Origin of the sequence: Anaplasma bovis, assembly GCF_036903315.1 — a bacterium.
GTDB lineage: Bacteria > Pseudomonadota > Alphaproteobacteria > Rickettsiales > Anaplasmataceae > Anaplasma > Anaplasma bovis.
Window position 1 is genome coordinate 1 of record NZ_JAWLNY010000053.1, and the last position, 6,909, is coordinate 6,909.

The following is a 6,909-nucleotide window of genomic DNA, read 5'->3' on the forward strand; positions in this document are numbered from 1 at the left end:
CTGCACCCACACCCGCACCTACTACTGCACCCACACCCGCACCTACTACTGCACCTCCTACAGCACCTACTACTGCACCTACTGTGGCGCCCATAAGGTAACCACCTACAATCGCAACATTTAAATCATCGCATGTACCAATATAATCAAGCGTAGATGAGGGCTGCAGTTGAAGAGCAACGCACTTTCTGTCCTTCTTTAAAGAAGGACAAGCCGTAGAGACCTCGTCATCAGAATCACTTTGAGCACGAGATGTTTGGTGTTGTACTGAGTCATCCACCAGTGCAGCTGCCATGCTCGAAGATGCCCGATCACTCTCATGTTCTCTAGTTAACGTGTGTTTTTCATCAGCAGAACTTCTGCCTGCCTTTTTAATTACTGAGTGTTGAGTAACGCTATTGAGACCTATTCCTCTTAGGTCTGATACCATTGTGCGGAGCTCTACAGATTGTATTGTACTAGAATAATCAGCTCCCCCCCCCCCCTTCCAGTGGCGCAAAGCGTACCTCATCACCTTCTAGGAGTACTACAATTTCTATTTCTGTTTTTAACTTCCTAGAAGCTGAAGTTGGAACACCGTTGTTACGTGGCACATAAAAACTCTTAATTGTTTTTATCGTCATAAATCCAAGCCTCAAGCATACAACAGATAGCACATCGGAGTTCATCAATAATGAACTGTACCCCGGCATATGAGTGGGAGATCTACAGTATATAATGGCACTTGAAACCAATGCACCATACAGCAATGACAACTCACAACACTTGCTAACCATTGTACATAAATATCACTTATGAACAACAATAGGTTGAGAAGGGCGGCACTCTACTACACTTGCTGATGTTGTAATAAGGGATTTATCCTCATGCGCAGCAACGTAGGTTATTCTCACACTCATCGCTGTTGCACTACAAACACACGGCTACTGTAGCAAGGCCCATCATAACTGCTACAGATGCTATACCCGCATTTGTCAGAGTTGTTGACGGTATAACTTTTGAGTGTGTCATCAATGTGCTGTTAGCAGAAGAAAGAAGCCCAAGCTTTTGGAGAAGGGACTCTCCGAGTTCCTCGGAAAGGGGCTGCCAGTAGTGTTGCAACAACTTACTATACCCTGATGAAACTAACTTATCTAACGCAGTGTCAGCTACTTCAAGGACAACATTTTCCAATGCTGATTGTATTCCTTCAGCTACTTCAGAGAGTACCTGAACAGCAGCCTCACCCACTTCCGTCGGTGAGGTCACAGCATGCCGCACAAGTTGTTCAAGTATCGAAGATAAGGGAGCATCCACAGGGGGCATGACCAGTTCAACTATTGGCGGCGGAGCTATGCTTGTAGCTGATGATGACAGGTTTCGTATGGCGTCTTCTAAGACCGCTATAATATGCTTGTCTACTGCAGCATGTTGTTGTAGTTGAGATACTTGTGTTTTGAGACTCTGTATGGTGCTTTGTAGTTGTTGTATGGTGCTTTGTAGTTGTTGTATTGTCTGAAGGTCTAGTACACTTTGTTGTTGCTGTGTCTGTAGTTGAAGTAAGAGTTCAGCTATGGTCTCGCGCAGGCCGCTTAGGACTTGAATGTTTGTTGTTGCTTGCACCACCGGAACACCTGTAAGCTCCACAGGAGCAGCAGACTGTAACGTAGTAGCTGCCTTTATAAAGTTCGTCATAATAGGAATTGCTACAGGAGCAGTTGCTGCCCCAATAGTTGCAACTCCTGCAGTAGCTCCCGTTAAGGTCGCGATAGGGCCTATTCCTCGCGACAGATATTTCTTAAAATAGAAACCACGAGTACTGAAAGGCTGTCCATTAGGAACTTTCTTTCTTTTCTTAGTCCGGCGGCAAGGAAAGCACCCTGTGGTAACCTCCTCTGCTTGTTCTACTTGTAATTCTAAGCCAGAATCACCTCCTTGGTAGTCTGTTAAATTAAGACGCAAAGACGTTACGTGATGAGGAGGTGTAGGCAGTACCTTGTTCTCACAAGTCCACTTCCCCCCCCCCCTCAATGTCTCGTATCCTAAAGGTAACCTTGTTACCTTCTAAAATTTCTACTTCGCTCTTAACTCTCATGTTTCCATACCACCATAAATGGTATTAGATCTCGATTATACAACAACTATCAATGATTTACAAAATAGGGACATGCTCAGAGCGTTCACTGGAGTTCATCAACATGCAGGGAAGCATGGCCATATCCGTAGTTGTTTAGTCATATTTTGGTTACACACATCGTATACGACACTGCAAGGTCGTTGAATCCTGCAATCTTAGAGGCCGCAAAACCGTGGCTGTGATGGCTCAATATCCGTACTGTGTTTTGCATCATACATAAATCTCCCCTCTAGCTGGCTTGTTTCAGAGTTCACAATGCAGTAGAGCTATTCTCAGTAGGTATAATAGCTATCAATACCGAGCATTTTACCATGTTTTGCATGGTGAGTTTTCGACAAGAGGGGCGGCAAACTAAACTTACAATACGCACAGCATTCTATAAGCATCATTAAATCCTGCACAAATCTCAGTAAGAATTATCACTATTACACTTGAGATGTGGTTGTAAGATTATCCTGTTGAAGTTGGGGCTTCAATTACACCGCAACGCACAGAGGTGTTCTAAGCATCATTAAATCCTATACAATTTAGAAGGCTGAAAACAGTGGTTCCACTGGATATAATACCTATTAATCGTCGTTCGCAGTTCAAAAGAATGCACAGGTACGCCACCCTTAACTTAGGGACGTTAGTTATCAATATCGTCTAAGCGAGATATATGAAAGAAAATACGCACTTCTTCTAGCACATTATGGTGTTCTACGGCATCACTGAAATCTTAAACTATAACCACAGCAACTTTCCCTGTCTTATATTCTTCTACTAAGGAGATGAATGCATAACACGTCGCATGTGGGGAAAAATATCACTATCGCATGTCATGTGTTGTATTAATATAACATATTAACCGTAACTAAGCATGCTCAGAAGGCGCCAATTACCTGATCTAGCACAGCCTAAACCACTATGATATGGTATCTCTGTATGCCCTTATTCAAACGCAATTTGCTGCACAAATCCTCATAATAAAGCAAGATAGTAACGTACTTCGTGATGATCTTCTTTTTTATTGTACAGCAAAGTGATATTTCGCCACTCTTAAAGGCTATAGAAGGATGAGAAGCGTGATGAGGATCTGCACGCACACCACCTGAATCTTATTTGCCGTACAGCAAATAAGATTATGCCCCTTAGAGGAATGGAAGAGACGCGAATAAGGGTAACGTACAGCAAGTGACATTCCTATATTACATCTCTGTAGGGATGGGAGAAAACGGTGATAAGACAACGTGTTTCTATCTGCGCGCATACTACTGAAATCTTCTTCCCTCATACAACAAAGGGTGAAAAAGGCGTGATGAGGTGATATACTTCTATCTACATATATACCAACTTGGATCTTCTCTCCTGCTGTGCAGAAAATGATATTCCTTCCTTCTTTATGTCTCTGAAGAAATGAAGAGACGTATGAGAAGGCAATGTGCTGCTATTTTGCGTGTACACCACTTAGAAACCTTCTTTTTCCTACTATACAACAAGTGATATTACTCCCCTCCCCCTATTACGTCTCCGTAGAGTGGAAGAGGCGTGATAAGACAACGTGCAACTATCTGTATGTATATCTTACTTACATCTCTTCTTCTACCTTACTGTGGAACAAATGACATTCCTCATCTTATGCCTCCGTAGAAATTAGAAGGAGCATGATAAGACAATGTATCCCTATCTGTATTTAATACCTATTTGGATTTTCTCACCAACTGTGCTTCTACCCATATGTATATCTTACTTGGGTCTCCTCTCCTACTACACAACAAGTGATATTCTTCGCTCTTTAGAGGAATGTAGGAGTGTCAAGGTAATATGCTTCTGTCTACATGTACACTACTCAGATCTTTTTTGTAAGTGTATGGGCCCAACGCAATTTGCTGCACAAATTTTCAGAATAATGCAAAGTAGTGGCGTACTTTGGTGCGATCTTCTTTCCTGCTATACAGCGAATGATATTTCTACCTTCTTTACGTCTCTGAAGAGATGGAAAGGTAGCGATAATGTAACGTGCTTCTGTCTACATATACACTACTCAGATCTTTTTTGTGAATGTATGTTGTGGTACACTGGACACTGGTGTAGTGGTGTGTTACATGCTTAATAGGCGTTTTAGCGAATTATACCTAAGGCTATTTGCCGACTTGGATAATACCTTGTTAGACCAGTACGATCCGCCTCTGAGTGAGGATTACGGGTTGCGCTCTGAGGGGCGGTTGTTAGCTACTTAGTGTCAAAATTGCACAGTATAGAAGTCACGGTCCGTACTGCAAGGGACTACGTGCCTGTCAGGTACATACATCACCCCCAAAATCAAATGACCTATTCGTTACTTTGGCGGGTTGAGGCCAACGCTTTTGTCGCGCGCGCAAACCTTCTGAGAACATTCGACATCGCAGCTGGCATCAACGACATGAGGGGAAGAAATTTGCGTGTTTTTGAACTTGATGCAGTGACTGATATTCTTGCCGAAATGTACCAAATTTTGGAAGAACTAGGATCATTATTGTATTCCAGAAACGGAAATGATCTTCGCAGCGTTGCTTCAGATTTCTCCACCAAATTAGAGAGCGCAGTTTCCACTGCTTCGCACTGCATAATGATTTTAGAGTCAGCCTGTTCGCAAAAAATTGCGCGCGATCTCAGCGAAGAAGCTGCAGAAAGGCTTTACGTAGAGGCTAGTAACCAAGATGAAGGATTTGGAGAAGATCCGGCCATAAAACAGGCAGACGAAGAGAAAGCAGCACGTGAAAGGCTCCAACGAGAATGCATAAGTAGTTCATTGGTCTTTGCTACTCGTAGAGCAGCGTACGTACTTGCGTGTTGCATGGCGTTATCTGCTTCTCAACAGTCCTCTGATAGCGATATAGAAACTGAGAGTAAAATCTCGGAAATACGCATCGTTATAGAGGCACTACTCACTGTTTCTTTGCTACTAGGGTGGCATGTTCCCACACAATTTAGAGCAAGAGCTGCACGAGCTGTGGCAAATATGTCGCACGCGCTAAAGGTGAGGCTCTCGCATATTCTACCCCGCTCGCCTGCCCATAGTGGTGGTGCCGTATTCAAATCTCTTATGGTTAACGCCTGCGACACGCTTTTAAATGCTGCTCGCACGTATGAAGCACACGCTGATGGCAAACCCATCAGTAAATTTCCCTGGAACATTCGTAAACCCTTCGAGAGCCATTTTGTCATTTTTAATTTGGCAGAGGCTATGTTCCTGACCCACCACATGCTTCATATGCTAGAATTTAACTTGCAGAAGTCTTTAGAGAAGACGCGGGCCACTGAGGAAGCATACGGTGTGTTGGACGCGTGTACCTTGATGATGCGCACAGTAACCATCGCCCACGAAAAAGCGGTGGATTGCGTCAAGAAAGTAGAAAGTGATTTTGATTCTGCCATATCTATGTTGTGCGATCTTGGAGGTGAGGGTTTCCTAGAAAAATTTTTGAGCATATCGAGATCTGATGCGGAAAATAGTACACAAAGTGATCAAGATATTGCAAAGCATATGTTTGCAATCGCTCAGCATGTGCGCAGTGCTTGTTATGGGCTTCAAGATTTAAATGAATACGTTCGTCTATTGAGGGTGCACGGTGAAGATAGATCGCGCATTGCCCAATACATGCAGAATGTGTATTTATCCTGCACTAGGGTTTTTGACTCACTAGTACATGAGGGCTATCACAATTACGCTTGGAATGTAAGTTGCAAATCTACACTGCCGGTACTGCCTGGTGAACTTCCTGGCAAGGTAGATAAATGTGTACTCCTGCATGGTGACAACGCACCAAGTATGTTTTTCTCAAGTGAGGTTCTGGAGGAAGTATTCAGCCTCGCAATCTTAGAGAAATTGAGTACATGCAGAGACCTGGAAAAACAGTCCACCGGTTACTTGTCATCTATATACGAAGTTGCACTTAATATCAAAGACTGGCTGTTAGGCACACAAGCGCAGCCAAGCTCTCAGCTTTCTGTGGACTCCACAACTCGTTTGTTGCACACTGCACAAGAACATGCTCTACGCACACCAATTGTCGGAACAGTGGTTACAAATGTGTGCTGCGGTAGGGTACATGAGATGGAATGCAGATCTTACTCTTTCGTGAATTATCGCGGGTTATAGTACAAAAGCTGTACGGAGAGACTTTTATTTAGTGGATGATGCAATAATTCCCTGGTCTCCGCATCAAATATATATCTAAGAAATATACGTTGTGGTGCGCCGTCTCTCGGTTGTTGTTTCTATATCCACCTTAATTTAGCGAGTCATAGACTTAATATGCGTCGTATCTGTGTAACCTTGCTGCAAAAAACACAGGGCATCCTGCCATTGAGTGGTCAATTACAATTCCCTAGCCGCAATATATATATGTGCCCAGCTCTTGGCTGCTGTTTTTCCTATCTACCTTTATTCCCACAGACTATGCCCCTATAATACAAGCTGTAATTCTGTATAGCACGGAGAACTCCTTCATTCTCGGTGGGATCGTTACAGTTCATAAATCGCAACATCAAATATGTGCGTCTCGGCCGTCTCTCGGTTGTTGTTTCTATATCCACCCTAATTTAGCGGGTCATAGACTGAACATGCGTCGTATCTGTGTCAACTTGCCGCAAAAAAAACACGGGGATCCTTCTATTGAGTGGTAAATTACAATTCCCTAGCCGCAATATATAATATGTGCGTTGCGCACGCACAGCTCTAGGCTGCTGTTTTTTTCTATCTGCCTTTATTTCCATTGACTATGCCCCTATAATACAAGCTGTAATTCTGTATAGCACGGAGAACTCCTTCA

Annotated in this window: 5 protein-coding genes; 2 read left to right on the top strand and 3 right to left on the bottom strand. The window is 43.3% G+C overall.

The genetic code is table 11. The annotated features are described in order from the left end of the window. The 3 genes from R4I06_RS04015 to R4I06_RS04025 form a co-directional block, all read right to left on the bottom strand. On the bottom strand, positions 1-499 hold a 499-nt coding region (locus R4I06_RS04015; protein ID WP_334414281.1), incomplete at its 3' end, for a hypothetical protein. Continuing rightward, on the bottom strand, positions 468-692 hold the full coding sequence (locus R4I06_RS04020) for a hypothetical protein (protein ID WP_334414282.1): 225 nt from the start codon (positions 690-692) through the stop codon (positions 468-470). The genes R4I06_RS04020 and R4I06_RS04015, both read right to left, overlap by 32 nt. Before the next feature lie 217 nt (positions 693-909). Beyond that, positions 910-2,010, bottom strand: coding sequence for a hypothetical protein (locus tag R4I06_RS04025; protein ID WP_334414284.1), 1,101 nt, complete (start codon positions 2,008-2,010; stop codon positions 910-912). Positions 2,011-4,200: 2,190 nt separating this feature from the next. Between R4I06_RS04025 and R4I06_RS04030 the strand changes: the two genes are divergently transcribed. Both R4I06_RS04030 and R4I06_RS04035 read left to right on the top strand, forming a co-directional pair. Further along, complete coding sequence (locus R4I06_RS04030) at positions 4,201-4,335, top strand: hypothetical protein (RefSeq protein WP_334414285.1); 135 nt, start codon at positions 4,201-4,203, stop codon at positions 4,333-4,335. A 182-nt stretch (positions 4,336-4,517) separates the two neighbouring features. Continuing rightward, complete coding sequence (locus R4I06_RS04035) at positions 4,518-6,236, top strand: hypothetical protein (RefSeq protein WP_334414287.1); 1,719 nt, start codon at positions 4,518-4,520, stop codon at positions 6,234-6,236. Positions 6,237-6,909: the final 673 nt, after the last annotated feature.

Coding starts and splice junctions, on each gene's coding strand:
- R4I06_RS04020 (WP_334414282.1), bottom strand. CDS start 692: ATGCCGGGGTACAGTTCATTATTGATGAACTCCGATGTGCTATCTGTT.
- R4I06_RS04030 (WP_334414285.1), top strand. CDS start 4,201: ATGCTTAATAGGCGTTTTAGCGAATTATACCTAAGGCTATTTGCCGAC.
- R4I06_RS04035 (WP_334414287.1), top strand. CDS start 4,518: ATGAGGGGAAGAAATTTGCGTGTTTTTGAACTTGATGCAGTGACTGAT.